Below are 25,090 nucleotides of genomic sequence, written 5' to 3'. Positions count from 1 at the left end.
GGCGGGGCTCCGGGCGCGTCTGAGCGCCTTCGAGGACTGGGCTGTGTGGGATTGTCTGCGCGACGGTCGAACGGGCGGCTGAGGGGTCCTCTGGGGCCGTCGCAGGGGCCGCCGGGGCCCCGGTCCGCGTTCGCTCGTCGACGGCACTGCCGGACGGCACCGCCGCGGGCGGCGAAGGCCGCCGGGCGCCCGCCCCGTGATCGGTTTTTTCGCTCTCCGTATGGCGCGATCACCACAGAGTGGCGTTAACTGTCGCGCACTGTGAAACGGTCAACGGCCTTGGAGGCAGCCGTCGTTGTGGAAGACGTGCAGACGCGGGCGCAAGCGGAGCCGCAGGGGTCGGGGCGCGGGGGAGTGGCCGGGCAGGTGAGCGGGGGAGAGGCCGATGTACGGATCCGGGCGCTGCGCGGCGCGGTGGCCCGGCTGCGGCGTCAACTGGCCGTCCTTCCGGGGGAGTTACCGGACCGGGTCTTCGCCGACGAGGAACTGGCCGCGCTCGACGCGATGGTGCAGGACGGTGTGCCCGAAGTGCCCCGGTTGCGCCGTTCGCTGCTGCTGATCGCGGGGGCGGTCGGTTCGGTCAGCGCGCTGTCGCCCGCGCTGACCGAGGTACGCGAGGGAATCGACAGCTTCAGCGAACTGCCCCGAGGCCGGTGAACCACCCCGGCCGGCCCCGCCCCCGTCCCGCGCCCTACGCCGGCGACTGGCTCGCCAGCGCCACCGACAGCTGCGCCGCGACCTCCTGGAGTACCGGCACGATCTTGTCCGTCGCCGCCTCCGTCACCCGGCCGGTCGGGCCCGAGATGGAGATCGCCGCGGACGTGGGCGAGTTGGGCACCGGCACCGCGAGGCAGCGGACGCCGATCTCCTGCTCGTTGTCGTCCACCGCATAGCCCAGCCGCCGGACGTCGGCGAGCGCGTCGAGGAAGCCGTCCGGGTCGGTGATCGTCTTCTCGGTCGCGGCGGGCATGCCCGTACGGCCGAGCAGTGCGCGCACCTCCTCCGGCGGATGGTTGGCCAGCAGGGCCTTGCCGACGCCGGTGGAGTGCGGCAGGACGCGCCGGCCGACCTCGGTGAACATGCGGACCGCGTGCCGGGAGGGGACCTGTGCGACGTACACGATCTCGTCGCCGTCGAGCAGCGCCATGTTGGCGGTCTCGCCGGTCTCCTCCACCAGGCGGGCCAGATACGGCCGCGCCCAGGTGCCCAGCAGTCGCGAGGCGCTCTCGCCCAGCCGGATCAGACGCGGGCCGAGGGCGTACCGGCGGTTGGGCTGCTGACGGACGTAGCCGCAGGCCACCAGGGTGCGCATCAGGCGGTGGATGGTGGGCAGCGGCAGTCCGCTGCTGGCGGAGAGCTCGCTGAGGCCGACCTCGCCCCCGGCGTCGGCCATCCGCTCGAGCAGATCGAAGGCGCGCTCAAGGGACTGGACGCCGCCGCTGGCGCCTTGGGGTTTGGCTTCGGCGGCGGAGGTGCTGGCGCTGGACGGCGGCACGGCGCGTTCCTTTCGGGGCGGATCGGATCGGTCTCGGCATCTTCGTGCCCATGGGCTTTCGGGCGCCGGGCCCGACCGAAGCAGCCTACCGGTCCCCTCCCGTTCCTACACGGCCTCTCGCACAGTCGTTCCCGCCGGTCAGGTGCCCGGTCGTCCCAAGGCGTGAGAAGGGGGCGGTGCCTATACGTGATCCCTTGACGGTGCCAGTGGCCATAGCTACGTTCTGCTGCGCGAAACCTACTGTCCATTCTGTGGAATCCTCCAAATTGCAATGCCCCCGCGTCGCTCCGCGCGGTGATGGCCGTCGCCTGGTACGGCATTCGGACCTGGCTCGCCTCGACGGCGGTCGTGCTGTTGACGCCCCAGCTCGCGCCGGGACCGGACGCCTGTCACCGTCATTCCGCGGCTACGGCCCCAAGGCCGTGATCGCCTTCGTGCCGGCCGCGGCGGTTTCCGCTTCCGCGGGAGATCATCCCGTCGCAGGTCAGCGATGGTGCGGCGGAGGGGGCGGTGGCGCCCGGGGGCGCCGGGGCGGTCGGTGTCCCGGTGGCGGCGGAGGGGTCTTGACGGGCCGGGGTCCGAAGTGAAGACTCATTCAACAGACTGTTGAATTCCGCATGTCGTCGCGGGGTGAATTCCCGGCACCGGCCGCCGTACCGGCCGCCGGCCGTGCGCCCCGTGCGGCAGCACGCAACGATGAGAACACGCTACGAGGAGGGGACTGGGTGTCCGAAACAGAGCTGGTGCTGCGCTCCACGCGCGTCGTCACCCCGGAGGGAACGCGCGCCGCGTCCGTCGTCGTCACGGACGGCAAGATCGCGGCGGTCCTGCCGCACGACGCCGAGCCCCCGGCCGCGGCGCGGGTCGAGGACTTCGGTGACGACGTCCTGCTGCCCGGCCTCGTCGACACCCACGTCCACGTCAACGACCCCGGCCGCACCGAGTGGGAGGGCTTCTGGACGGCCACCCGCGCGGCCGCGGCCGGCGGGATCACCACCCTCGTGGACATGCCGCTCAACAGCCTCCCGCCCACCACCACCGCCGCGAACCTCGACACCAAGCGCGAGGTCGCCCGCAGCAAGGCGCATATCGACGTCGGCTTCTGGGGCGGCGCGATCCCCGGCAACGTCAAGGACCTGCGCCCGCTGCACGACGCCGGGGTGTTCGGCTTCAAATGCTTCCTCTCGCCCTCCGGCGTGGACGAGTTCCCCCAGCTCGACCAGGAACAGCTGGCCGCCGCCCTCGGGGAGATCGCCGGCTTCGACGGTCTGCTGATCGTGCACGCCGAGGACCCGGGCCACCTGGACGCGGCCCCCGAGGCGCACGGCCCCAAGTACGCCGACTTCCTCGCCTCCCGGCCCCGGGCCAGCGAGAACGACGCCATCGCCGGGCTGATCTCCCTGGCCAAGCTGCTGGATGCGCGGGTGCACGTCCTGCATCTGTCCTCCAGCGACGCGCTGCCGCTGATCGCCGCCGCCAAGGGCGAGGGCGTCAAGATCACCGTCGAGACCTGTCCGCACTTCCTGACCCTGACCGCCGAGGAAGTCCCCGACGGCGCAACGGAGTTCAAGTGCTGCCCGCCGATCCGCGAGGCGGCCAACCAGGACGCGCTCTGGCAGGGCCTGGCCGACGGCACCATCGACTGCATCGTCTCCGACCACTCGCCCTCCACCGCCGACCTCAAGTCCGCCGACTTCGGCGCGGCCTGGGGCGGTATCTCCTCCCTCCAGCTGGGCCTGCCCGCCATCTGGACCGCGGCCCGCGAACGCGGCCACACCCTGGACGACGTGGTGCGCTGGATGGCCACCGCCCCGGCGGCACTCGTCGGCCTCGGCCGCAAGGGCGCCATCGAACCCGGCCGCGACGCCGACTTCGCCGTCCTCGCCCCGGACGAGACCTTCACCGTGGACCCGCAGGCCCTCGAACACCGCAACAAGATCACGGCATACGCGGGCCGGACGCTGTACGGCGTCGTACGGTCCACCTGGCTGCGCGGCCGGAAGATCAACGACGGCGCCACCCTCGCCGAGCCCGTTGGCGAGCTCCTGGAAAGGCCGCAGAGCATATGACCAGCGCCGACCTCCCCCACCCGACCGGCCCGGACATACCCCGCTTCACCGGTGACGCAAGCCCCTACACGGGCGGTGACCCGTACGCCGACTACCGCACTCCGGGACCCGGCGGCTTCCCCTTCGCGCAGCTGCCCGACCTCGCGGACCGGCGGCTGGGCGCCGGGGTGATCGCGGCCAACGACGAGTTCTTCGCCGAGCGCGAGAACCTCCTGACGCCCGAGGCCGCCCACTTCGACCCGGAGGCTTTCGGCCACAAGGGCAAGATCATGGACGGCTGGGAGACCCGGCGCCGCCGCGGCACCGACGGCGCGAACCCCTTCCCCACGGACGAGGACCACGACTGGGCGCTGATCCGGCTCGGCGCGCCCGGTGTGATCCACGGCATCGTCGTCGACACCGCCCACTTCCGCGGCAACTACCCGCAGTCCGTCAGCGTCCAGGGCACCTGGGTGGACGGCTCGCCCTCGCCCGACGACCTCCTGGCCGACGACGTCACCTGGACCACACTCGTCCCGCGTACCGCCATCGGCGGCCACGCCGCCAACGGCTTCGCCGTGGACGTCCCCCGGCGCTTCACCCATCTGCGACTCAACCAGCACCCCGACGGGGGCGTCGCCCGCCTGCGGGTGCACGGTGAGGTCGTCCCGGCCCCCGGGTGGCTCGCCGCGCTGGGCACCTTCGACCTCGCCGCCCTGGAGAACGGCGGCCGCGTCGAGGACGCCTCGGACCGCTTCTACTCCTCGCCCACCAACACCATCCAGCCGGGCCGCTCCCGCAAGATGGACGACGGCTGGGAGACCCGGCGCCGCCGCGGCAGCGGCAACGACTGGGTCCGCTACCGCCTCACCGAGCAGTCCGTGATCCGCGCCGTGGAGATCGACACCGGCTGTCTCAAGGGCAACTCGGCGGGCTGGGCGGCCCTCTTCGGCCGGGACGGCGAGAAGGACGGCGACGGGGAGTGGACCGAACTGCTGCCGCGCACCCGTCTCCAGCCCGACACCGTCCACCGTTTCCTGCTGGACGACGCCGCGGCCGCCACCCAGGTCAGGATCGACATCTTCCCGGACGGCGGCATCGCCCGGCTGCGGCTGCACGGCTCGCTCACCGAGGAGGGGGCTCGCCGACTGGCCGCCCGCCATGAGGAGTTGGGCGGCGGCGCCGGGCGGTGATGCCGCGATGACGGGTGGCCGGTGACGCCACGAGGACCGGTGACCGGGTGGCCCGTGCCGCCCGGTCACCCCGAGGCCGTGCTGGACGGCCGCGCGGGCCGCGTCGCGGAGGTCCGGTGCGGGCTGCGCGAAGAGCGCGAAGAAACCGCGGGCCGCTTCGGGGAAGGCGTAGTGCTTGCGCATCGCGGCCTCGACGGTGACGCAACAGCCGCCCCAGGACGTGAAGTTGGCGGTTTCAGCGCGGAGCGGCGGCGCGAATCCTCGGACGAGAACCGCGGGCCGCCCGCGGCGCCTCGGCCGCGCCGCTCGGCGGGCCCCTGGAACCCGCCGGCCGCGCCGCTCGGCCGCCCCCTGGAACCCGCCGGTCGCGCCGCTCGTTGTGCGGGCGTTCGTTCCTCCGTCGCACCAGGGAGTGCCATTGTGACCCTCCAGCAAGAGATCGTCGGCAACGCCATGCAGATGGCCGTCTGTTCGCTCCAGCCCGGCCAGACCGTCTACTGCGAGGCCGGAAAGTTCCTGTTCAAGACGGCGAATGTGACGATGGAGACGCGGCTGTCCGGGCCCGGCGACAACCGGCAGGGCAGGGACGGCGGGGGCGCGGGCGGCGGCATGGGCGGCCTCCTGCGACAGGCGATGGGGACGGCCATGCAGGTCGGTCAGCGGGCCCTGGCGGGTGAATCGCTCGCCTTCCAGTACTTCACCGCCACCGGGGGCGAGGGCACGGTCGGTTTCGCCGGGGTGCTGCCCGGTGAGATGCGCGCCCTCGAACTGGACGGGCACCGCGCATGGTTCGCGGAGAAGGACGCCTTCGTCGCCGCCGAGTCGACCGTCGACTTCGGTATCGCGTTCGCCGGCGGCCGTACGGGCATGAGCGGCGGTGAGGGCTTCATCCTGGAGAAGTTCACCGGCCGGGGCACGGTCATCATCTGCGGCGCGGGCAATTTCATCGACCTCAACCCCGCCGATTTCGGCGGCCGGATCGAGGTCGACACCGGCTGCATCGTCGCCTTCGAGGAGGGCATCGAGTACGGCGTCCAGCGGATCGGCGGGCTCAACCGCCAGGGCCTGATGAACGCCGTGTTCGGCGGCGAAGGGCTGTCCCTGGCGACCCTGGAGGGCAACGGCCGGGTCATCTTGCAGTCGCTCACCATCGAGGGCCTGGCCAACGCCCTGAAGAAGGCCCAGGGCGGGGACAAGCAGGGGCCGACGGGTGGCCTGTTCTCGACCCATGCGGGATGAGGCCGGTTTCCCGGTCCCGGGCGGGCGCCGGTCAGCGCGTCCTGGCGGCGTACACCAGCAGGCTCAGGAACGCCAGCAGGACGTGGGTGGCGACGACGTAGATGAAGACGCGGACATAGACCCCGCGCGGCGGTTTGGTCTCGACGTAGGCACGGGCCGGGCGCTCCTGGGGCCTCTGGTCGGGCACGGCGTACGGTCCTTTCCTGGGGCTCGGTAGGGCTCGGTGGGGCCCTCGGTGGGGCTCTCGGCGGGGCCCGGTGGCGTCGGGGCCGGTCACGGTCCGCGGCGTGGGGTCCGGTCCCCCAGGCACAGCTCCGCGGCCCCGCTCTGGAGCAGCGTGTGGACGAACAGCAGCTCCGTGCCGCCCCGGGAGGCGGCCGCGATCCGGTGCGGTGTCAGCGAGTCGAAATGCGCCGCGTCCCCCGGGCCCAGCACATGCACCGCCTCACCCAGCGTCAGCCGCAGCCGCCCGGTGAGGACGTACAGCCACTCCTCGCCGGGATGCACCCGCACCAGCTCGCCCTGCGCCCGTTGCGGCACATGCACCCGCAGCGCCTGCATCGCCCGCCCGGCGCCGCCCACCGTCCAGTACGTCCAGCCGCCGGCCTCCGAGGGCTCGGTGCGTCCGGCCCGCAGGATCGGGTCCCGTTCGGGCGCGGTCTCGCCGAGCAGGTCGGATACCGTGGTTCCGTACGTACGGGCCAGGGCCAGCAGCATCGGCAGCGACGGCTGGCGGCGGCCGGTCTCCAGCCGCGACAGATGCGCGGGCGACAGTCCGACCCGCCGCGCCGCGGTCTCCAGGGTCAGTCCGCTACGGCGCCGCAGGTCACGCAGCCGGGGCGCGACGGTGGCCAGTTCCTCGGGTCCGGGGTCCGGGCCGGAGCCGGGCGAGGCGTCCGGAGGGGTGGCGGCGAGGTCGCCGGGGTCCGTGTCCGTCATGGTCCCGGTATAGCCACCTATCGCCCGAGGGGCAAAAGTTTTGCCTCTGAGGCAAATCGGCGCGGGCCCCCGGTACGGCGCGTGAGGCGGGAGCGGGACGCGGGCTGCGGTGGGGATTGTGTGAACTCCCGGGAAACATAGGCTGGTTGGCATTGACAGGGTCATGTCTACGCGCGTCATGCTGGACGGTATGAGAATCCCCCCACGGATCACCCGTCTCGGCGCCGTCGGCGCCCTCGCATCCGCCCTGCTCATAGGCGGTACCGCGGTCACCGCCACGCCCGCGGTCGCGACCCCGCACCAGGCCACCGCGTACGCCGCGACGGCGCACGCAACGCCGGTGCACGTCACCTCCGTCGGCAACGTCTGCTACTCCAAGCTGCCCTCCCAGGCCCACGACACCCTGGACCTGATCGCCAAGGGCGGGCCCTTCCCGTACCCGAAGGACGGCACCGTCTTCGACAACCGCGAAGGCATCCTGCCGTCCCAGAGCGCCGACTACTACCACGAGTACACCGTCGTCACTCCCGGCTCTCCCGACCGCGGCGCCCGGCGCATCGTGGCCGGCGAGAAGAAGGACGAGGACTACTACACCGCCGACCACTACAAGACGTTCGACCTCGTCGACCGCAGCTGCTGAGGTATTCGGCGGGCGTGTGACGTCAGCGCGGCGGCCGGGGTGCACGGGCACCCCGGCCGCCGTCGTGCTGTGTGCGGGTCCCGGTTGGCCCTTCCGCCCAATTCTCGGCGTAAGGGGGCGCGAGAGCGCACCCCCGGGGGAGGATTGTCAGTGGTTGCCGGTAGCGTTTCGGTAGAAACGAGGAGTGGGCGGGCATCGGCGGCAAAGAGGCCGTGCAGCGGCCGAGGGCCATGACGTGGCCGGTTGCCGTGGCGCGCCCCGGGAAGTGCCTGGTCCGCCCTTTCCGCCGGGACGGGTCCGTCGCAGCCGCGACCGGCGGTGGACGGCGGCATGCAGCGTTGGAGACAAGGAAGGACGGCGAACTGCCGTGTATCGCTGGGAGATCACCCGGGCCGCCCTGGCTCAGCGGGTTTTCGCCATCGTCCGCAGCAAGACCTATGACGAGGCGAGCGCCACCGCCGACACCCTGCTGTCGGCCGGCATCACCAGCCTGGAGATATCCCTGACCACGCCGTTCGCGCTGGAGGCGGTCACCACCCTCACCCGCGAGCTGGGCGAGGACGCGGTCATCGGCGCGGGCACGGTTCTTGACGCGGTGTCGGCCCGGATGGCCGTGGACGCCGGGGCCCGCTTCCTGGTCTCGCCGAGCCTGGACGCGGAGGTCATCCGTACGGCCCACCGCTACGGCGTCCCGGTCTTCCCCGGTGTGTCGACGCCCACCGAAATGGTCCGCGCTCTCGAACTCGGCGCCGACGCCCTCAAACTGTTCCCGGCCGCCGCCCATCACCCGTCCTGGATACGGGAGGTGCGCGCCGCCCTGCCCCAGGCGCCGCTGCTGCCGACGGGCGGGGTGACGGTCGAGGACGCGCCGGAATGGATCGCCGCGGGCGCGGTCGCCGTCGGCATGGGCTCCGCACTCTCCGAGGGCGACCGCGACACCGTCACCAAACGCGCCGCCGACCTCCTGGCCCGCCTCGCCGACGCGGCCCCCGACCATCCGTCGCCGGACATCATGGCCGAGCCGTTCGAGGACTGAGCTCCGGGCGAGGGCGGCGACGGCGCGGAGCGGGGCGGGCTTCCGGGGGCGGACTTCCGCAGGGCAGCCCCCTCTGCCACGCTGAGCGCTTCCACCACATGATCATGCGCCTGCCGCAGGAGCCGCCATGAAGCGCGCCGCCACGCTGTCCGCCCTCGCCTGTCTCCTCGCCCTCACCGCCGCCGCCCCCTCGCCGGCCGCCGTATCGTCCGCCACCGCCCCGGCTCCCACGCCCGGTTCCGCGCCCACCGCGGCCGCCCCGCACATCCGGCGGCCGTCCGCCACCCTCCTGGACGCCATCCCGCGGCGCGGCGTGCTGCGCGTCTGCACCACCGGCGACTACCGCCCCTTCACCTACCGCGATCCACAGACCGGCGCCTACCGCGGTATCGACATCCGGATGGCCCGGGACCTCGCCAAGAGCCTGGACGCCACACCGCGTTATGTCGCCACGACCTGGGCCCGCCTCATCGGCGACCTCGCCGCGGGCCGCTGCGATATCGCCATGGGCGGCGTCTCGATCACCCTCGCCCGCGCCCGCACCGTGTACTTCAGTGAGCCCACCCGTACGGACGGCAAGACGCCCCTCGTCCGCTGCGCCGACAAGGACCGCTACCGGACGCTGGATCAGATCGACCGCCCCGGGACGAGGGCCATCGTCAACCCCGGCGGCACCAACGAGGAGTTCGCCCGCGCCCACCTCAAGAAGGCCCGGATCATCGTCCACCAGGACAACACCACCATCTTCGACGAGATCATCGCCGGCCGCGCGGACGTGATGATGACCGACGCGAGCGAGACCCGCTACCAGGCCGCCCGCCACCCCGAACTCTGCTCGGTCCACCCCGGCAAGCCGTTCACCTTCTCAGAGAAGGCGTATGCACTGCCGCGCGGCGACGAGGAGTTCAGCGCCTATGTGGACCAGTGGGTCCATCTGGCCACGCATGACGGGACGTACCGGAGGTACGAAGGGGCGTGGATGAAGTGACGTGGCGCGGGGCGTGGCGTAGTGGACGAGTCATCGAGGAGGCGCGAAGTGGCGGAGCGTGAGCGGGCGGGCGGTCAGGGGGAGAGGGCGCGCAGCCGGGCGATGTGAGGTGACGGAACGCGGGCGAGCGGCTACGTATCCCTGCACCGCCCCCACCCGCCTCAGGAGCCCCGTATGCCCCCGTCGCTCGACCCGACCGCCACCGTCTCCCTCGTCACCGGTGCCAACCGCGGAATCGGCCGGGAGGTGTGCCGGCAACTGGCGGCCCTCGGGCATACGGTGCTGCTGACCGGGCGCAGTTTCGAGCCCACCGAGTGGGCCGCCGAAGAGCTGACCCGCGAGACCGGGCGCGAGGTGCGGCCGTTGCGGCTCGATGTCACGGACGAGGGCAGTGTGGCCGCCGCGGTGGGCCAAGTCGCCCATCTCTACGGCAGGTTGGACGTCCTCGTCAACAACGCCGGTATCGCCTACGACACGTGGCAGCGGGCCGTCACCGCCGACCTCGCCGTCGTCCGGGAGGCAGCCGAGACCAATCTGTACGGGCCGTGGCGGATGGCGATCGCCTTTGCACCGTTGCTGCGCGCCTCGGCGCATCCGCGGCTGGTGAATGTCTCCAGCGAGGCCGGTTCGCTCGCCTCCATGGGCGGCGGCACCCCGGCGTACAGCGCCTCCAAGGCTGCTCTGAACGCGCTGACCCGGATGCTGGCGGACGAGCTGCGGGGCGACGGCGTCCTGGTCAATGCGGTCTGTCCCGGGTGGGTGGCCACCGATATGGGCGGGCCGGGCGGGCGGCCGGTCGAGGAGGGGGCGGCGAGTGTCGTCCACGCCGCCACGCTGCCCGACGACGGGCCGACGGGCGGCTTCTTCCGCGACGGCAGCCCGCTGCCGTGGTAGCCGCCGGCGCGCCCCGCGGCCGTACGCCCACGGCCCCGTCCCGCGGCCCCCTCCCGCGGCCCCGTCCCAGGCCCCGTCCCACGGCCTGGCCCTCGCGGCCCCATACCCCCGCCCCCACCCCTGCCCGGCAATGTCCGGACAATGTGACCTCTGGACTTCCCGTCATCTGCGCGGACGGATACGCTCGCGAGCGTGGGGAAACGCGATGCACATGCCACGGGCGCCGAGAGCCCGATCCAGTTCAGCGTGGACCGGAGCAGCCCGGTCCCGTTGTATTTCCAGCTGTCGCAGCAGCTGGAGGCGGCGATCGAGAACGGCAGGCTGGCGCCGGGCAGCCTGCTCGGCAATGAGATCGAGCTGGCCGGGCGGCTCGGGCTGTCCCGGCCGACGGTGCGCCAGGCGATCCAGTCGCTGGTCGACAAGGGGCTGCTGGTCCGCCGCCGCGGTATCGGCACCCAGGTCGTGCACAGCCAGGTCAAGCGCCCGCTGGAGCTGAGCAGCCTCTACGACGACCTGGAGGCGGCCGGGCAGAAGCCCGCCACCCGGGTGCTGCTCAACACCACCACCGTGGCGGACGCCGAGGTCGCCGCCGCGCTGGGCATCGCCGAGGGCGCCGAGGTGGCACTCGTCGAGCGGCTGCGGTTCGCCCACGGTGAGCCCGTCGCGCATCTGCGCAACCACCTGCCGGCCGGCCTGCTGACGCTTCAGACCGCGGAGCTGGAGGAGACCGGGCTCTACCGCCTGATGCGGGCGGCCGGGATCACCCTGCACAGCGCCCGCCAGGCCGTCGGCGCCCGGGCCGCGACGGCCGACGAGGGCAAGCGGCTGGAGGAGCCCGAGGGCGCCCCGCTGCTGACGATGCAGCGCACCACCTTCGACGACACCGGGCGCGCGGTCGAGTTCGGTTCGCATGTCTATCGCGCCTCGCGGTACGCCTTCGAGTTCCAGCTGCTGGTCCGTCCCTGACCGGTCGCGGACCGTGGCCGTGCGCGTGCTGTCGTCAGAATGTTCGGACAAAGTATTGACGCGGCTCCGCGCCCGCCGTTAGAACTCCTCCAGTCGCATTCCCGCGGCCTGGAGCAAAGGCGGTTCCACGATGATCGGCGTGCGAAGCGCGCGAAAAGTGCGTACGGCCAGACCCGTCACCCTCCCCGCAGCCACCACCCTGGTGGCGGCCCTCGCGCTGGTCGCCGGGTGCAGCGCCTCCGGTGACGGTGCCGGGGACGAGGGGGCGGCCACACCCCGGATGACCATCGGCATGGTCAGCCACTCCGGCGAGGGCGACACCTTCTGGGACATCGTCCAGAACGGCGCGGAGCGGGCCGCCGCCAAGGACCGGGTGAAGTTCCTCTACGCCAACGACAAAGAGGGCGCCAAACAGGCCGAGCTGGTGCAGTCCTACATCGACCAGAAGGTCGACGGGCTGATCGTCACCCTCGCCAAACCCGAGGCTCTCAAGGCGGTGGTCCGCAAGGCCGTGGCGCACGGCATCCCGGTCATCACCATCAACTCCGGCGGCCAGTTCTCCAAGGCGTACGGGGCGCTGACGCATATCGGCCAGGACGAGTCGGTGGCGGGCAAGGCGGTCGGCGAGGAGCTCGGCCGGCGGGGCCGCAAGAAGGTCCTGTGCGTCATTCACGAGCAGGGCAATGTGTCGCTGGAGGACCGCTGCGCCGGCGTCCGCAAGGGCTTCTCCGGCACGGTCGAGAACCTCGACGTCGACGGTACCAACGCCCCCGCCTCGCAGTCGTCCATCGAGGCCAAGCTCCAGTCCGACAGCTCCATCGACTCCATCGTCACGCTCGGTGCGCCGATGGCGGCGGTCTCCGTCAAGGCCAAGCAGGAGGCGGGCAGCAAGGCGCAGATCGCGACCTTCGATCTGAACGTCGCCGTGGTCAAGCTGCTCAAGGCCAAGGACGTCACCTTCGCCGTCGACCAGCAGCCCTACCTCCAGGGGTACGAGGCGGTCGACCTGCTCGCCCTGCACAAGGCCAACGCCAACGTCCTGGGCGGCGGCCGGCCGGTGCTCACCGGCCCGCAGCTGGTCAGCGGCAAGGACGTACCGAAGCTGGAGGAATACACGGGGCGGGGCACCCGGTGAGCGCCGACCCCTCGAACCGGGACAGATCACCGGTAACGGATACTTGTGCGGTTGGACGAAATCCAGCCAGGCGGCTACCGGCCGGGCGGCCGGCGGGCGCAGCCAGGGAGCTACCACCCATGCGGCCAACACAGCAACACCAGCGGGAAGGGCGAGTCCTCGTGGCAACGGATCGAAGTAGAGGACGGATACGAAGAAGGGGACGCGCGGTGAGCGTCGCGCTGGCGGCGGTGCTCTGCGCCGCCCTGGCGGGGTGCAGCGCCACCGGCGGCAAGCGCGCCGAGGAGGAGCGCACCGCCCGGACCGCCGGCGGCAAGGCCGCGGTCAACACCCCGAAGTGGACCTTTGCGATGGTCACCCACTCCGGGGACGGCGACACCTTCTGGGACATCGTGCAGAACGGCGCCAAGCAGGCCGCCGTCAAGGACAACATCAATTTCCTCTACGGGCACGACGAGGAGGCCCAGCGGCAGTCCCAGCTGGTGCAGTCCTACATCGACCAGAAGGTCGACGGGCTGATCGTCTCGCTCGCCAAGCCCAGCGCCATGAAGGACGTCGTGGAAAAGGCCGAGAAGGCCGGGATCCCGGTGATCACGGTGAATTCCGGGGCCGCACAGTCCAAGGCGTTCGGCGCGCTCACCCACATCGGGCAGGACGAGACGGTGGCCGGTGAGGCCGTGGGCGACGAGCTGAACAAGCGTGGCCGGAAAAAGGCCCTGTGCGTGCTGCACGAACAGGGCAACGTCGGCCATGAGCAGCGCTGCGACGGTGCGAAGAAGACCTTCAAGGGCGACCTCCAGAAGCTCTACGTCGACGGTACGAACATGCCGGACGTGCAGTCGTCCATCGAGTCCAAGCTCCAGGCGGACCCGTCCATCGACGCCGTCGTCACCCTCGGCGCCCCCTTCGCCGCCACGGCCGTCAAGGCCAGGGAGCAGGCCGCCGGCAAGGCCGAGATCGACACCTTCGACCTCAACGCCCAGGTGGCGACCGGCCTCAAGAACGGCTCCCTGGGCTTCGCCGTCGACCAGCAGCCCTACCTCCAGGGCTATGAGGCGGTCGACCTGCTCTGGCTCTACAAGTACAACTCCGACGCGCTCGGCGGCGGCAAGCCGGTGCTCACCGGACCCCAGGTGATCACCAAGAAGGACGCCGCCGCGTTGCAGGACTTCACCCAGCGGGGGACCCGATGACCACCACCGTCAAGGCACCCGCGGCGGACGAACGCCTGCTGCACCGCTCCCTGGCGCGCCGCCTGATGGGCCGCCCCGAGCTGGGCTCGGTCGTCGGCGCGGTGGCCGTCTTCCTCTTCTTCGCGATCACCGCCGAACCGTTCCTGCGGCCCTCCAGCCTCTCCACCGTGCTCTATGCCTCGTCGACGATCGGCATCATGGCCGTCCCGGTCGCACTGCTGATGATCGGCGGCGAATTCGATCTGTCGGCCGGCGTCATGGTCGTCAGCGCGGCGCTGATCTCGTCCATGTTCAGCTACCAGATGACCGCCAACACCTGGGTCGGCGTCGGGGTGTCGTTGCTGGTCACGCTGGCTTTCGGCGTCCTCAACGGGGTCTTGCTGACCCGGACGAAACTGCCCAGCTTCATCATCACGCTCGGCACCTTCTTCATGCTGACCGGCCTCAACCTCGGCTTCACCAAGCTGATCGACGGCACCGTTTCCACGAAGTCCATCGCCGACATGGAGGGCTTCGACTCGGCCCGTACGCTCTTCGCCTCGCATCTCACCCTCGGCAGCGTCGACATCCAGATCACCATCGTGTGGTGGCTGGCGCTGGTCGCCGTCGCCACCTGGATCCTGCTGCGCACCCGCGTCGGCAACTGGATCTTCGCGGTGGGTGGCAATGCGGACGCGGCGCGGGCGGTGGGTGTGCCGGTCACCAAGACCAAGATCGGCCTGTACATGGGCGTCGCCTTCGCCGCCTGGATCTCCGGCCAGCATCTGCTCTTCTCCTACGACGCGATCCAGTCCGGCGACGGCGTCGGCAACGAATTCCTCTACATCATCGCCGCGGCGGTCGGCGGCTGCCTGATGACCGGCGGCTTCGGCTCGGCGATCGGGGCCGCGGTCGGCGCCTTCATCTTCGGCATGACCAGCAAGGGCATCGTCTACGCACAGTGGAATCCGGACTGGTACAAGTTCTTCCTCGGCGCGATGTTGCTGCTCGCCACACTCCTGAACGCATGGGTCCGCAAGCGGGCGGAGGACAAGTCATGACAGCGCTGGTCGAGCTCGACGACGTCAGCAAGTTCTACGGCAACATCAAGGCCCTGGAAGGCGTGTCCCTGGACGTGCACGCCGGGGAGATCACCTGCGTCCTCGGCGACAACGGCGCCGGCAAGTCCACCCTCATCAAGATCATCGCAGGGCTGCACCAGCACGACGCCGGCACCTTCCGCATCGAGGGGGAGGAGACCCGGCTGGCCTCGCCCCGCGAGGCGCTGGACCGCGGCATCGCCACCGTCTACCAGGACCTGGCCGTCGTCCCGCTGATGCCCGTATGGCGGAACTTCTTCCTCGGATCCGAGCCGAGGACCGGAGTGGGCCCCTTCAAGCGGCTCGATGCGCGCACCATGCGCGAGACCACCCGCAGCGAACTGCTGCGGATGGGCATCGATCTGCGCGATGTCGACCAGCCCATCGGCACCCTCTCCGGCGGCGAGCGGCAGTGTGTGGCCATCGCGCGCGCCGTCTACTTCGGTGCCAAGGTCCTCGTCCTGGACGAGCCGACGGCGGCGCTCGGCGTCAAGCAGTCCGGGGTCGTCCTCAAGTACGTCGCGGCCGCGCGGGACGCCGGGCTCGGCGTGGTGTTGATCACCCACAATCCGCATCACGCCTATCTGGTCGGCGACCGTTTCGTCCTGCTCAAGCGCGGCACGATGGCCGGCCGGCACGCCAAATCGGACATCGCCCTGGAGGAGCTGACCCGCCAGATGGCGGGCGGCAGCGAGCTGGAAGCGCTCAGCCACGAGCTGGCCCGGGCGGCGACCCCGGAATTCCCGGGAGGCCACCGACCGGAGTGATCGCGTGTCGCGCCCCGCGTCGCCCGGTGCGGCACGGGGCGCAGCAATGCCTGGTCGCGGTGCGCCGAATGCCGCCGGTGATGCACAATCGCACCGAACCATCCGCATCACGCGCGTCGTACGGGCCGGCCGTACGCGCCATGCCCCGCCGAGGCCCCGGCCTCCCGAGACCCGCAGGGACGAGACGACTCTTGCGAGCACGCAGCCGCCGCGACCAACGCGGCAGCCGTCACGGTGAACGTCACGGCGAAGAGGTGGGCCGATGAGCATGTACCGGGACCGGGTGCACCGGGGGTCCGCCTCGGCCACCGTCCTGCGCACGGTCGGCGCCCGTGAACGGCGCTCGCATCTGACCGCGCCCCGGGTGCCCACCGTCGGCATCGACATCGGCGGCACCAAGGTCATGGCCGGTGTGGTGGACGCCGACGGCACCATCCTCGAAAAGGTCCGCACCGAGACGCCGGACAAGTCCAAGAGCCCCCAGGTCGTCGAGGACACCATCACCGAGCTGGTCCTCGACCTCTCCGACCGGCACGACGTCCACGCGGTGGGCATCGGCGCGGCCGGCTGGGTCGACGCCGACCGCAGCCGGGTGCTGTTCGCCCCGCATCTGAACTGGCGCAACGAACCGCTGCGCGACCGCCTCGCCGGCCGTCTCGCGGTCCCCGTCATGGTCGACAACGACGCCAACACCGCCGCCTGGGCGGAATGGCGCTTCGGTGCCGGACGCGGTGAGGACCACCTCGTGATGATCACGCTGGGGACCGGTATCGGCGGCGCCATCCTGGAGGACGGCCAGGTCAAACGCGGCAAGTACGGTGTGGCCGGCGAGTTCGGCCATATGCAGGTCGTGCCCGGCGGCCACCGCTGCCCGTGCGGCAACCGCGGCTGCTGGGAGCAGTACAGCTCCGGCAACGCCCTGGTCCGCGAGGCCCGGGAACTGGCCGCGGCCGACTCACCGGTCGCGTACAACATCATCGAGCGGGTCGGCGGCCGGATCGGCGACATCACCGGACCGCTGATCACCGAACTGGCCCGGGAGGGCGACGCGATGTGCGTCGAGCTCCTCCAGGACATCGGCCAGTGGCTCGGCGTCGGCATCGCCAACCTCGCCGCCGCCCTCGACCCGTCCTGCTTCGTCATCGGCGGAGGCGTCAGCGCCGCCGACGACCTGCTGATCGGCCCGGCCCGGGACGCCTTCCGGCGCACCCTCACCGGCCGCGGCTACCGCCCCGAGGCCACCATCGCCAAGGCCCAGCTGGGCCCCGAGGCAGGGATGGTCGGCGCCGCCGACCTCGCCCGCCTCATCGCCCGCCGCTTCAGGCGCGCCAACCGCCGCCGTGTCGAGCGCTACGAGCGCTATGAACGGTCCGGCCGCCGATGACCGACACCGACCCGGATCCCATGAACGACGCCCCCCACCCCACCCCGCCCCCCGGCGGAAAGCCCCGCCGCCCGGTCCTGATGGCGCTGATCGTCTTCCTGCTGATCGCGATCCCGGCCGGCTATATCGTCATCTCCGCCCAGCAGAGCCGCCGCGGCAGCGCGAGCTCCAGGGCGGAGGCCGCGGCCACCGGGCTGACCAACGCCTTCCCCTCCAAGGTCCAGCAGCGCACCTACGACGTACCGGTGCCGATCGGCTCCACACCGGTCTACTACTACGAGACCAACTCATGGAAGACCAGTTCGCTGTATGTGCAGTTCCGCACCAACGACTGGGGCCTGGACCGCTATCTGGAGGCGGTGGGCACCAGCACCGCCGCCCTGAAGAAGGGCGCCAAGACCATTCCGCCCGAGCAAGCGGCCGAGGTGGGCTGGGACTTCACCGTCGACTGGCCCTGGGCGGGCACCGTCAACCCGAAGAAGGCGCCTCAGCCCACCCAGCGGATCATGGTCAGCTACGACGAGCCCGGCCACCCCGTCGTCTACACCGTTTCGACCATCACGTTCTGATTCCGTCCCGGCCTCTTCCTGACCCGGGTGTCAGGACCGCGTCAGAGAGTTCGGTGGCGTGGTCGGGGGAGTGAGAAGACCACGTAGCACCGGATCGACGGTCCCGACGACGCACCCGTACGCGTATGGGGTGCCTCGCTCGGCACCACGTGGCACAGGTTGTAGATGGTGCCTTGTGTGGTCTAGGCGGTCTAGGTGGTCTAGAGCTAGATCAGGAGCGTTTTCGCAGGTCAGGTACTTGTGGTCCAGGTGGGTCGACGCTGTTGGTGAGACGCCTGTGTGAGAGCCCGCGAGACGCCGACGGCTGGAACTCGGAGGTCCGGGCGCGGCGGCACGGCGAGTGCCGATTACTGATGAGGCCCTTGCCTTCGGCAGGATGGGTGCCATGACCGAGATCCGCACCCCCCGCCTCCTGCTCCGTCGCTGGCATGACGACGACCTCGCGCCCATGGCCGACATCAACGCGGACCCGCGGGTCATGCGCTGGATCGACGACGGCTCGGTGCGCGACCTGGACCACACGGCAGAGGCCATCGAGCGGTGGGAGGAGGAGTGGGACGAGGAGGGCTTCGGCCTCTTCGCCGTCGAGCTGCTGGCCTCGGGTGAACTGGCCGGCTTCACCGGGCTGTCCGTGCCTGAGTTCCTGCCGGAGCTCGGGCCCGCCGTGGCGATCAGCTGGCGGCTCGGCTCACAGTTCTGGGGTCAGGGATACGGGTCCGAAGCAGCCCAAGCCACGCTGGAGTTCGCGCTTCAGGACCGTGGCCTCGACCGCGTCATCAGCATCAGCCGGGTGGGTGACAATGCCTCCGAGAACGTCATCCGCAAGCTCGGCATGGTGCTGGAGCGTGAGACGGCACACCCGGTGTACGGCTTCCCGCTGCGCGTTCACACCATTGACCTCAGCGAGTACCAGGCGTGAACAGCCCAGCCATCGGATCATCACGGGACAACCGATGTGTGCTGCGGCCCGGTCCGTGGCACGCGGCACCGGAACTCGCCGCGGTGAACCAGGTCGTAGCCCTCAGGCCGCGACGGCCTCGATCGTCGAGAGGTAGCTGGTGGTGTTGATGATTCGGGTCAGTCGCAGCCCGGCGTCTGCGAGGAGCCGGCGGAAGTCTTCTTCGGTGCGTTCGCGGCCGGGGTAGATCGCCATCACGATGACGTCCATGAGCTTGCCCGGATGTGGGGAGTTTCCCGGCGGGATCACCATGTCGAAGAGCAGTACCCGTCCGCCGGGTTTCATGGCCTTGCGGCAGTTGCGCAGGATCCGTACCGCGCGTGCGTCGTCCCAGTTGTGTGTGATGTATTTGAGGAGGTACACGTCTCCTTCCGGGCACTTGTCGAAGAAGTCCCCGGGTACGGTCTCCCAGCGGTCGTCGGCGCCGAGTTCGGTCAGTCGGTGCTTGGCCAGGACGTGCTCTTGGTCGTACAGGATGCCGCGCAGGGTCGGGTTGCCCCGTAGTACGGGGATCAGCACTCCGCCGTAGCCGCCGCCCACGTCGACGACGGTGGCTCCTTCGGGGAAGTCGTAGCTGCGCACGGGATCCTGGATCTCCGGCTCGGTCATCGACATCATCCCGGTGTGGAATTCTTCCTCCGGCGGCAGGTCGCGGCACCAGTGTTCCCAGATGGTCTTGCCGAAGAGGCTCTCGAACGAAATGCCGTCGGCGCCGCCGCGGAGGTTTCCGGCGAGTTCGCCGGTCGACAGCCACATGGCCTTGCTGGTGATCATCATGACCGCCGCCCGCACCGACAGTGGCACGTCGGTGCGCAGATACTCCGCTGTGCCGGTCAGCTCGAACCGTCCCTGCTCGACTTCGCGGAACACGCCGCGAGTGGCGAGCAGTCGGAGTGTCCGGTACAGCTTCTGCGCCTCGGCCCCGGTGATGCGGGCCAGTTCCTCCGTCGTCTTGGGGCCGTCAGCGAGGTGGTCGGCGATACCGGTCACGGCCGCGGCGCGGAGGGCTGCCGGGTAGGCGTACTCCATCGCCTGTTCCAGCAGGAACATGGCCTGTGGCGCTCTGTCGAAGGCAGCGGTCTCGTTGGTCATGGGGATCTCCTTGCCGGTCGATTCCGGGGCAGAGGCGCGGCCGGCGGCAAGGCTCGCAGCGTCTCTCCTGGGTTGTCGGGATGCGTCACGCCGCGTCCCTGGCCGGTGCGTGCCGCTGGGTATTGCCGTGTGCCGTGGTCCTGGACTTCGGTACAGGGACCCGGCCGGCCTGGGGGAGAGGGAAGGGATGCGGGGGTGGTGTGGTGTGGCGGGTGAGGCAGTGGGCGATGTCGGCACTGCGTTTGACCAGGACCGGCATGCCGGAAATGAAGTAGAAGGCGCCGCTGGTGAGTTCACCCAGGACATAGAGGGAGGACCGGGGGCGGCCGTGTGTGGTGAGGGCTTGGCTGGTGTGCCGGTCCAGGTGTATCCCGCCCAGTGGGTGGCGGCTGAGCGTGCCGGTGGTGGTGGCGTTGTCGAGGAGGCGGCGTGCGGCCAGTGGGACTCTCCGGCGAGCCGGGGTAACGGTGTTGACCAGGAGGTCCACGCGGACGGGTCCGGCACCGGTGTCGATGGTGAACCCCCTGCGGGGGGCGGGCCGTATGGCGGTGGTGCCGGGGCGGACGGTGAGTTGGCCGGTGGACAGCAGACGGGCGAGGCGGGTGGCGTTGCGCAGCGGCATGGGGCAGCACAGGGCCATCACGGTGCGGTGGAGGTTGTCGACCACCCAGCGTTTGGCGTCCGGCGCCAGCAGGTACCACAGGTCCTGTCCGACCGTGGGGACGGCTTTCTGGAGAATCTGGGGCCCGATGTCGCCACCGGCGCGGAAGGCGTCCAGCTGGGCGGACAGGTGGGCCAGCGGGGGCTGGCAGTGCAGCGTGTGGCGGAGGCGGTCAAGGCTGCTGCCGGCAGCATGGAGTTCTGCCTCGACCAGCCGCTTGAGAGCCGTGAGCGAGAGCGGACCGTCGCCGGCGGCGCGTTCGATCGACGGAACGGTCAGATGGGCCAGATCGTAGGCGGTGTGGGGGCCTCGGACGGTGGGCAGCAGGCCGCTGCGGCAGAACATGCTGACCGGCCCGTCGTGGCCGAGAGCGTCAAGGGCCACGGCCACATCGACGGCGGCCAGCCCGGTGCCCAGGATGCCCACCCGGCAACCGCGGGGAATGGCGGCCAGGCGTTTTGCCAGGGGGTAGGGGTCGGGCAGGTAGTCCGCGGTGCCGGACAAGCGGTACGGGTCGGCGTAGGCGTTGCCGCCCACGGCAAGGACCGCCCGGTCGAGGTCGTGGCATCTGCCGCCGGTGGTCACCAGCCGCACTCCGCTGCCCTCGCACCGGAGGCGGGCGGCGCGTTCGGATACCAGGCGCACGCGCCAGCCGCGGGCCTCCAGTTGGGCGATGGCCCCGCCTGTGGCGGTGTGCAGGTAGTCGCCGTAGGCAGGGCGGGTCACGAGCGCAGGCTGCCCGGTGACCGGGTCGTGCACCGCGAGGTCACTGGCGCGCATCCATGCCAGGCCGTGGTCGGGATCGTGGTGAGGGGCCGGCACACCGGCCCGCCCCCGTCCCCACGCACCGGCCGGGATTCCGCACCGCGGCACAGCCGCAGCAGACTCAGCGCGATCTCACTGCCACCCCGTCCCAGCCCCTCGCGGTAGCGGCTGATGATCACCTGCTCGCGGCGCAGATCCGTACGGCAGCCACCGACGGCAACACGCGCCCCCTGCACCAGAGCCGAAACCGATATGCGCTCCTTCAGTAACCGGAGGATCCGTCTGTCCAGCTCATCCAGACGCCGCCGCGCCTCCGCGATCTCCCGGTCGTGGACATGCTCCACATGCGCCATGACTCTCTCTCCCGGCCACTCGAACCAACGTTGCCGTGCAAACCCCACGGCTCGGCACGACCACCGCTGCGCCGGGCCCCGAGAGGTCTTTATGCGACCCTCGCGCCCCCACGGCCCCGCAGGAACCGGTCAGGCACGGCGAACAGCGTGATCGTGTTGAAAGACCGCGCTCATGCGAGCGGAAGCCGAAGAGGTGAACCGTTGCTCGGGCGAAACGACGTCTTGAGGACGTGCTCCGGCCACGCGGGGCGCGCCCCTGCGGACAACAGTCACGGGTGGGCGGCGCCGGCGGAGCGCTGGGGCTTCCAGCCCCAGGTGGTGAGCATGCCCGGGGAGAGGCCGGCGGATTCCGAGGAGGACAAGGCGTGCCGGGCCAGTTCGATCTGTGGCTCATCGACCTGGCCGGTCGCCAGGATGGCGTCCCGCGTGCGCTCCCAAGTGTCGGCCCAGAAGCGGTTGAGCGGACTGTCGGGGACCAGTGGAGGGACGTGGATCTCGGCGGCCACCGAGCGCAGACCTTCCTCCAGAAGGAAGTACGGGTAGTCCGGCACCCAGGAGATGTCCGTGCCGATGCTCTGCCGCAGCGCCTGCCACATCGCGCGCATGACCGCGGTGTACGGGGTGGCCGGCGCGGTGGCGGTGGTCAGGTCGACGGCGTCGCTGAGCACCAGCACACCACCGGGGACGAGCAGCGAACCGAGCCTGGCGATCATCCGGCGCCAGGAGCGCAGATGCATCAGCACGAAGCGGGCGTGGACGAGATGGAAGCGGCCGGGGTCGAAGTCCGGTGCGGTGATGTCGGCAGTCCGGGCCACCAGGCCCGGCGGGCGTCCGGTGGGGAGGAAACGGGTGTCACGGTCCACGGCGAGGACGGAGGTGACATCCGCCGACTCCAGCAGCCACCGCGCCACGGTGCCGGTCCCCGCCCCGACGTCCAGGCAGTGCCATCCGGGGCCGGCACCCAGCGCCGTCAGCCGTGCGGTGCTCACCTCGTCATAGGCGAGCGCGCCCAGATCGATGCGGTCGGCCTCGCCGGTCTCCTCCGGGCGGAAGGCGTCCTCGCCGTAGCGCCCGGCATCCCCATGCCGCACCGCTTCAGTATGACCGCGAGGATCGGGGTTTGCCTGCTGTGGTGACCGAGGAGAGAGGGCGTGCGGGTCCTCCCCACCGACTTGAGGAGCCCGCAGATGAAGCATCTGCACACGAGGCCGCAGCCTGCGCAGCACACTAGTGAGCTGCCGGTGTTCCCCAGAGCACGGGAAGGCGCTCGGGGAGGCGTTTGATGTACCCGGTGCGCCACACGAGCTGGTCCACCAGCACGGCGAGCCGCAGGTCCGGAAGCCGCTCCAGCAGGGCCGTCAGAGCGACCCGGGCGTGGACGCACGAGAGGGCGGAGGCGGGGCAGTAGTGGCGGCCGGCGCCGAGGGAGAGGTGGGGGTTGGGGTGCCGGCCGATGTCGAGGCGTTCGGGTTCGCCGAAGACCGCCGGGTCGAAGTTGGCCGCTTCCACGCACACCAGGACCAGCTCCCCGGAGCGGATGAGCACGTCTCCGAGCTCGGTGTCCGCGGTGGCGATGCGGGGCAGGCCGTCGCCGATGGACATCGTGTGGCGCAGCAGCTCGCCGACGGCGCTCTCCATGAGCCCGGGGTCGGCCCGCAGGCGTGCCACGGTTCCGGGGTGGCGCACCAGGGCGAGGACCGCGTGGAGCAGGAAGGCCGAGGTGCTGACGGCGCCGAAGAGGGATGTCACGAAGGCCGCGATCTGCGCGTCGGTCAGGCCCCCCGACGTCGGCCCGGGCCCGTGGCGTGAGTCCTGCTCGGTGTCCTTGAGTTCGCACAGCCGCCGGATCGGTCCGCTCTGCCGCGAGCGGTCGGTGCGTAGCTGGTCGAGTACGTAGGCGTAGTCCTTGTCCCAGTTGGCGGTGCAGCCGTCGTACGCGTCGGGGCTGGTGACGAAGGCGAGGTCCAGGCCGGACATCAGCTGCCGCCAGTCGCGGTAGGGCAGCCCGAGGATCTTGCACAGCAGCGCGCCGGAGAAGGGCGCGGCGTACCAGTCGCGCAGGTCCACGGGCGGCCCCTGGCGCACTATCTCGTCGAGCAGATCGTGGGCCCGTGCCGTCATCCACTCGGCCAGCCCGCTGTCGGAGCGTGGCGAGAGGGCTTTGAGGATCTCGGCGTGCAGTCCCGAACTGTTCACATTTCCCATGGTGTTGACGACTTCGGGAGGGATGGTCAGCGCGTACTGGCGCGGTACACCGGGTGCGGCCGTGCTTCGGCGAGATCACCTTGGCCGTCACGCAGGTGTGACACCGCCGGCCGCAACGGCCCCCAGGCTCCCGGCCCGGTGGCAGCCGGGAGCAGGTGACCCTTCGCAGCGACGGTTGAGCATTCTCAGCGAAGGGCGAGCGATGATCCGGGCGAGGCCGGACGAGCGGAGACCGGTGACGCGCTCGCTCCACCGCCCCTCATTGACGACGGCATGCCAAGTACGAGGGCGCGACTGTGGGTATCGGTCAGTCAGCCGGCGGGGACGGCCTCGTGGGCGTGCTCGTGCTCGCACGCGTCGTCGATCCCGTACGTCTCCCAGGACGGGAACGGGTCGTCCAGTTCGGCGGTGGACTCGTCGTCCTGCAGGAGGCAGGCGGCGAGCCGTTCGGTCAGGGCTTCTTTGCGCAGGGCGGTGCCGATGAAGACCAGTTCCTGCGCCTGCTGCTCCCCGCTGCGGACACCGGCCGGTTCGAAGCGTGCCACCACGCCGGCCTGGGACCACAGGCCGGTGACGGCCGGGCGGCTGGCGAGCCGGAAGAAGCCCTTGGAGCGCAGGATGCCGCCGTACGCCCCGCTGTCCAGGTCTTCGGTGACGAAGTGCCAGAGGCGCTCGGGATGGAAGGGACGGTCGGCGCGGAAGAGGAGGCTGGAGATCCCGTACTCCTCGGTCTCCGGCACATGGTCGCCATTGAGCTCGGCGACCCATCCCGGGGCCTGCTGGGCCTTCTCCATGTCGAAGCGACCGGTACCCAGAATCTCGGCGGGATCCACCTGCCCATGGCGGACCTGCACGATGCGCGCCGAGGGGTTGAGCCGGGCCACAGCGGCCCGGAGCAGGTTCGCGTCCGCACCGGTGACGAGGTCGAGCTTGTTGAGGACGATGACGTCGGCGAACTCGATCTGGTCCATCAGCAGGTCGCTGACGGTGCGTTCGTCGTCCTCGTACTGGTCAAGGCCGCGCTCGACGAGTTCGTCGCCGCGTGTCAGCTCGGGCAGGAAGTTGGCGGCGTCGACGACGGTGACCATGGTGTCCAGGCGGGCGACGTCGCCGAGGGTGGCGCCGTCGTCGCGGGTGAAGGCGAAGGTCGCGGCCACCGGCATGGGTTCGGAGATGCCGGACGACTCGATGAGGAGGTGGTCGAAGCGGCCCTCGCGGGCCAGCCGGTCGACCTCCTCCAGCAGATCGTCGCGCAGGGTGCAGCAGATGCAGCCGTTGGTCATCTCCACCAGGCGTTCCTCGGTGTGCGAGAGGGCTGCTTCGCCGCCGCGCACCAGGGCGGCGTCGATGTTGACCTCACTCATGTCGTTGACGATGACCGCGACGCGCAGTCCCTCGCGATTGCCGAGGACGTGGTTGAGGAGGGTGGTCTTGCCCGCGCCGAGGAATCCGGACAGGACGGTGACGGGCAGCAGTCGGTCGGAAGGCATG

General features: G+C 70.8%; 26 protein-coding genes. 17 read left to right on the top strand and 9 right to left on the bottom strand.

Annotated elements, in window-relative coordinates:
* Positions 1-366: 366 nt before the first annotated feature.
* Entirely contained in the window at positions 367-657 is a 291-nt protein-coding gene (locus SNA_RS27735; RefSeq protein WP_030073368.1) for a DUF5955 family protein, read from the top strand.
* A 34-nt stretch (positions 658-691) separates the two neighbouring features.
* On the opposite strand, the gene SNA_RS27730 is transcribed toward SNA_RS27735, so the two are convergent.
* Positions 692-1,495 (bottom strand): IclR family transcriptional regulator, encoded by an 804-nt coding sequence (locus tag SNA_RS27730; RefSeq protein WP_030073370.1) that lies wholly within the window; start codon positions 1,493-1,495, stop codon positions 692-694.
* A gap of 240 nt (positions 1,496-1,735) precedes the next feature.
* On the opposite strand from SNA_RS27730, the gene SNA_RS44835 reads away from it, so the two are divergent.
* From SNA_RS44835 to SNA_RS27715, 4 genes are all read left to right on the top strand, one after another.
* Entirely contained in the window at positions 1,736-1,921 is a 186-nt protein-coding gene (locus SNA_RS44835; protein WP_338059827.1) for a cytosine permease, read from the top strand.
* 299 nt (positions 1,922-2,220) lie between these two features.
* The gene (allB, locus tag SNA_RS27725) at positions 2,221-3,564 is read left to right on the top strand and encodes an allantoinase AllB (RefSeq protein WP_030073372.1); all 1,344 of its coding nucleotides are present in this window, start codon (positions 2,221-2,223) and stop codon (positions 3,562-3,564) included.
* Positions 3,561-4,736: an allantoicase gene (alc, locus tag SNA_RS27720; RefSeq protein ID WP_044367149.1), complete on the top strand. Its 1,176-nt coding sequence runs from the start codon at positions 3,561-3,563 to the stop codon at positions 4,734-4,736. Before allB ends, alc begins: the two co-directional genes overlap by 4 nt.
* 420 nt (positions 4,737-5,156) lie before the next feature.
* Positions 5,157-5,975, top strand: coding sequence for an AIM24 family protein (locus tag SNA_RS27715; protein WP_030073376.1), 819 nt, complete (start codon positions 5,157-5,159; stop codon positions 5,973-5,975).
* Positions 5,976-6,006: 31 nt separating this feature from the next.
* Here SNA_RS27715 and SNA_RS43425 read toward each other — a convergent pair whose 3' ends face one another.
* Together SNA_RS43425 and SNA_RS27705 are read right to left on the bottom strand one after the other, a co-directional pair.
* The gene (locus SNA_RS43425) at positions 6,007-6,162 is read right to left on the bottom strand and encodes a DUF6126 family protein (protein WP_198535141.1); all 156 of its coding nucleotides are present in this window, start codon (positions 6,160-6,162) and stop codon (positions 6,007-6,009) included.
* Between the two features lie 86 nt (positions 6,163-6,248).
* On the bottom strand, positions 6,249-6,914 hold the full coding sequence (locus tag SNA_RS27705) for a helix-turn-helix domain-containing protein (RefSeq protein ID WP_241779860.1): 666 nt from the start codon (positions 6,912-6,914) through the stop codon (positions 6,249-6,251).
* A 190-nt stretch (positions 6,915-7,104) separates the two neighbouring features.
* Here SNA_RS27705 and SNA_RS27700 point away from each other — a divergent pair, with 190 nt between their 5' ends.
* From SNA_RS27700 to SNA_RS27645, 12 genes are all read left to right on the top strand, one after another.
* Entirely contained in the window at positions 7,105-7,554 is a 450-nt protein-coding gene (locus SNA_RS27700) for a guanyl-specific ribonuclease (RefSeq protein ID WP_030073380.1), read from the top strand.
* A gap of 367 nt (positions 7,555-7,921) precedes the next feature.
* Complete coding sequence (locus SNA_RS27695) at positions 7,922-8,590, top strand: bifunctional 4-hydroxy-2-oxoglutarate aldolase/2-dehydro-3-deoxy-phosphogluconate aldolase (RefSeq protein ID WP_030073382.1); 669 nt, start codon at positions 7,922-7,924, stop codon at positions 8,588-8,590.
* Between the two features lie 127 nt (positions 8,591-8,717).
* Positions 8,718-9,578 carry a transporter substrate-binding domain-containing protein gene (locus tag SNA_RS27690; RefSeq protein WP_030073384.1) on the top strand — a complete coding sequence of 287 codons (861 nt, stop codon included), beginning with the start codon at positions 8,718-8,720 and terminating at the stop codon, positions 9,576-9,578.
* A 174-nt stretch (positions 9,579-9,752) separates the two neighbouring features.
* The gene (locus tag SNA_RS27685; RefSeq protein WP_044367145.1) at positions 9,753-10,472 is read left to right on the top strand and encodes an SDR family oxidoreductase; all 720 of its coding nucleotides are present in this window, start codon (positions 9,753-9,755) and stop codon (positions 10,470-10,472) included.
* A 246-nt stretch (positions 10,473-10,718) separates the two neighbouring features.
* Entirely contained in the window at positions 10,719-11,438 is a 720-nt protein-coding gene (locus SNA_RS27680) for a GntR family transcriptional regulator (RefSeq protein WP_030073388.1), read from the top strand.
* Positions 11,439-11,568: 130 nt separating this feature from the next.
* On the top strand, positions 11,569-12,573 hold the full coding sequence (locus SNA_RS27675) for a sugar ABC transporter substrate-binding protein (protein WP_030073389.1): 1,005 nt from the start codon (positions 11,569-11,571) through the stop codon (positions 12,571-12,573).
* A gap of 209 nt (positions 12,574-12,782) precedes the next feature.
* Positions 12,783-13,766, top strand: coding sequence for a sugar ABC transporter substrate-binding protein (locus SNA_RS27670; protein WP_030073391.1), 984 nt, complete (start codon positions 12,783-12,785; stop codon positions 13,764-13,766).
* Positions 13,763-14,806, top strand: a complete 1,044-nt coding sequence (locus tag SNA_RS27665) for an ABC transporter permease (protein ID WP_044367143.1) — start codon at positions 13,763-13,765, stop codon at positions 14,804-14,806. The genes SNA_RS27670 and SNA_RS27665 overlap by 4 nt, the downstream gene beginning before the upstream one ends.
* Positions 14,803-15,612, top strand: a complete 810-nt coding sequence (locus SNA_RS27660) for an ATP-binding cassette domain-containing protein (RefSeq protein WP_030069952.1) — start codon at positions 14,803-14,805, stop codon at positions 15,610-15,612. The genes SNA_RS27665 and SNA_RS27660 overlap by 4 nt, the downstream gene beginning before the upstream one ends.
* Before the next feature lie 262 nt (positions 15,613-15,874).
* A complete protein-coding gene (locus tag SNA_RS27655) occupies positions 15,875-16,996 on the top strand; it encodes an ROK family glucokinase (protein WP_044367140.1) in 1,122 nt (373 codons plus the stop codon).
* Positions 16,993-17,565, top strand: coding sequence for a hypothetical protein (locus tag SNA_RS27650; RefSeq protein WP_030069948.1), 573 nt, complete (start codon positions 16,993-16,995; stop codon positions 17,563-17,565). Before SNA_RS27655 ends, SNA_RS27650 begins: the two co-directional genes overlap by 4 nt.
* 385 nt (positions 17,566-17,950) lie before the next feature.
* Positions 17,951-18,484 (top strand): GNAT family N-acetyltransferase, encoded by a 534-nt coding sequence (locus SNA_RS27645; RefSeq protein ID WP_030069946.1) that lies wholly within the window; start codon positions 17,951-17,953, stop codon positions 18,482-18,484.
* A gap of 102 nt (positions 18,485-18,586) precedes the next feature.
* Here SNA_RS27645 and SNA_RS27640 read toward each other — a convergent pair whose 3' ends face one another.
* From SNA_RS27640 to SNA_RS27615, 6 genes are all read right to left on the bottom strand, one after another.
* Complete coding sequence (locus SNA_RS27640) at positions 18,587-19,615, bottom strand: methyltransferase (protein WP_198535140.1); 1,029 nt, start codon at positions 19,613-19,615, stop codon at positions 18,587-18,589.
* A gap of 85 nt (positions 19,616-19,700) precedes the next feature.
* Complete coding sequence (locus tag SNA_RS27635) at positions 19,701-21,056, bottom strand: FAD/NAD(P)-binding protein (protein ID WP_157880119.1); 1,356 nt, start codon at positions 21,054-21,056, stop codon at positions 19,701-19,703.
* The gene (locus SNA_RS38920; RefSeq protein ID WP_063752846.1) at positions 20,999-21,394 is read right to left on the bottom strand and encodes a chorismate mutase; all 396 of its coding nucleotides are present in this window, start codon (positions 21,392-21,394) and stop codon (positions 20,999-21,001) included. Before SNA_RS38920 ends, SNA_RS27635 begins: the two co-directional genes overlap by 58 nt.
* A 269-nt stretch (positions 21,395-21,663) precedes the next feature.
* Complete coding sequence (locus SNA_RS27625) at positions 21,664-22,485, bottom strand: class I SAM-dependent methyltransferase (protein ID WP_030069938.1); 822 nt, start codon at positions 22,483-22,485, stop codon at positions 21,664-21,666.
* A 136-nt stretch (positions 22,486-22,621) separates the two neighbouring features.
* Positions 22,622-23,590 (bottom strand): cytochrome P450, encoded by a 969-nt coding sequence (locus SNA_RS27620; RefSeq protein ID WP_157880118.1) that lies wholly within the window; start codon positions 23,588-23,590, stop codon positions 22,622-22,624.
* 320 nt (positions 23,591-23,910) lie between these two features.
* Positions 23,911-25,089, bottom strand: coding sequence for a GTP-binding protein (locus SNA_RS27615; RefSeq protein WP_030069937.1), 1,179 nt, complete (start codon positions 25,087-25,089; stop codon positions 23,911-23,913).
* Position 25,090: the final 1 nt, after the last annotated feature.

The organism is Streptomyces natalensis ATCC 27448, assembly GCF_000935125.1.
In the GTDB taxonomy this organism is placed as follows: Bacteria; Actinomycetota; Actinomycetes; order Streptomycetales; family Streptomycetaceae; genus Streptomyces; species Streptomyces natalensis.
This window is presented reverse-complemented; position numbering and strand designations above follow the sequence as displayed.

Excerpts from the sequence above, each read along its gene's own strand:
- SNA_RS27685 (WP_044367145.1), top strand. The coding sequence starts at position 9,753 with ATGCCCCCGTCGCTCGACCCGACCGCCACCGTCTCCCTCGTCACCGGT.
- SNA_RS38920 (WP_063752846.1), bottom strand. The coding sequence starts at position 21,394 with ATGGCGCATGTGGAGCATGTCCACGACCGGGAGATCGCGGAGGCGCGG.
- SNA_RS27660 (WP_030069952.1), top strand. The coding sequence starts at position 14,803 with ATGACAGCGCTGGTCGAGCTCGACGACGTCAGCAAGTTCTACGGCAAC.
- SNA_RS27635 (WP_157880119.1), bottom strand. The coding sequence starts at position 21,056 with ATGCGCGCCAGTGACCTCGCGGTGCACGACCCGGTCACCGGGCAGCCT.
- SNA_RS27655 (WP_044367140.1), top strand. The coding sequence starts at position 15,875 with ATGAGCATGTACCGGGACCGGGTGCACCGGGGGTCCGCCTCGGCCACC.
- SNA_RS27700 (WP_030073380.1), top strand. The coding sequence starts at position 7,105 with ATGAGAATCCCCCCACGGATCACCCGTCTCGGCGCCGTCGGCGCCCTC.
- SNA_RS27615 (WP_030069937.1), bottom strand. The coding sequence starts at position 25,089 with ATGCCTTCCGACCGACTGCTGCCCGTCACCGTCCTGTCCGGATTCCTC.
- SNA_RS27690 (WP_030073384.1), top strand. The coding sequence starts at position 8,718 with ATGAAGCGCGCCGCCACGCTGTCCGCCCTCGCCTGTCTCCTCGCCCTC.
- SNA_RS27675 (WP_030073389.1), top strand. The coding sequence starts at position 11,569 with ATGATCGGCGTGCGAAGCGCGCGAAAAGTGCGTACGGCCAGACCCGTC.
- alc (WP_044367149.1), top strand. The coding sequence starts at position 3,561 with ATGACCAGCGCCGACCTCCCCCACCCGACCGGCCCGGACATACCCCGC.
- SNA_RS27665 (WP_044367143.1), top strand. The coding sequence starts at position 13,763 with ATGACCACCACCGTCAAGGCACCCGCGGCGGACGAACGCCTGCTGCAC.
- SNA_RS27705 (WP_241779860.1), bottom strand. The coding sequence starts at position 6,914 with ATGACGGACACGGACCCCGGCGACCTCGCCGCCACCCCTCCGGACGCC.
- SNA_RS27640 (WP_198535140.1), bottom strand. The coding sequence starts at position 19,615 with ATGACCAACGAGACCGCTGCCTTCGACAGAGCGCCACAGGCCATGTTC.
- SNA_RS27650 (WP_030069948.1), top strand. The coding sequence starts at position 16,993 with ATGACCGACACCGACCCGGATCCCATGAACGACGCCCCCCACCCCACC.
- SNA_RS27645 (WP_030069946.1), top strand. The coding sequence starts at position 17,951 with ATGACCGAGATCCGCACCCCCCGCCTCCTGCTCCGTCGCTGGCATGAC.